The organism is Halomonas sp. B23F22_20 (assembly GCF_043496985.1).
In the GTDB taxonomy this organism is placed as follows: Bacteria; Pseudomonadota; Gammaproteobacteria; order Pseudomonadales; family Halomonadaceae; genus Halomonas.
In genome coordinates this window covers 1-798 of the sequence record NZ_JBIEKH010000076.1, presented here as the reverse complement: position 1 = coordinate 798, position 798 = coordinate 1, and the positions used below count along the sequence as shown (strand labels likewise).

Below are 798 nucleotides of genomic sequence, written 5' to 3'. Positions count from 1 at the left end.
TCGACAGAATTTGCTCGGCATGCTGTTCAGACGCGCCCATCGCCTTGGCAGCCTCCTGGCCTCCCCAGCCGCGCCGTTCCGCAAGACCTCGAAGAGCCCCGCCGATCGATGCTCTGAGGTATGCGCCCCCATCCAGCTTCTCCAGGTCGACGTTATGTTTTCTCAAGCCTGTGCGGAGTGGGAACGAAGGTGATTCATCAGGCATCAGGTGCTTTGTCATATGGCCTTTTCCTATATCTCTACGAGGTCTTTGAAAACCTCTGTCAGCCCTTCCCGATGCAGCGATGGGTCGGCCATTAATTCATGGTAGCCGTCGCCACATAAGCGCTCGCGCTCATCATACATATCAATCTTGATAGCATCGTCACAGGGCTCAGCAACATCGCACCCATACTTCTCAGTTAAAGCGAGGGCAATCCCTGCATTCAAAACGGTGGCTGACTCGCCATAGTGGTTTTCAGCTACAAACTGACAATACACGGCCTCACGCGCAGGGCTGGCCTCTGCTGCGACATACACTGCATTATCAGTCGAGTCATAAAAGTGGCAAATTTTGAAGACCTTTTTCACGGACACCTCTTCTTTTCCTTGATCTGTGTGGCTGTCGGTAGGCCCCGGCGAACGGGGCCCGCCTCACTTCCTGGGGGACGACTAAAGCCCTGCGGCCTTGAAGTCCCCCCGTTCCGGCACAGCCGGCACGCCGGCTAGGTCGGGCAACCACCGGGGGGCTTCCTCCAGGCCCCACGCCTCGGCCTCGTCCAGCGTCAGGAGATCGGAGGAGCGTGGTGTGGAGAGAGT

2 protein-coding genes are annotated in these 798 nt (G+C 57.5%); both read right to left on the bottom strand.

All coding sequences use genetic code 11. The features are described from left to right. Positions 1 to 220, bottom strand: a 220-nt coding sequence (locus ACGTN6_RS20635) for a hypothetical protein (RefSeq protein WP_394594937.1), incomplete at its 3' end; no start/stop codon positions are given. 11 nt (positions 221 to 231) lie between these two features. Continuing rightward, positions 232 to 570, bottom strand: a complete 339-nt coding sequence (locus tag ACGTN6_RS20630) for a hypothetical protein (protein ID WP_394594935.1) — start codon at positions 568 to 570, stop codon at positions 232 to 234. Between the last annotated feature and the right edge of the window lie 228 nt (positions 571 to 798).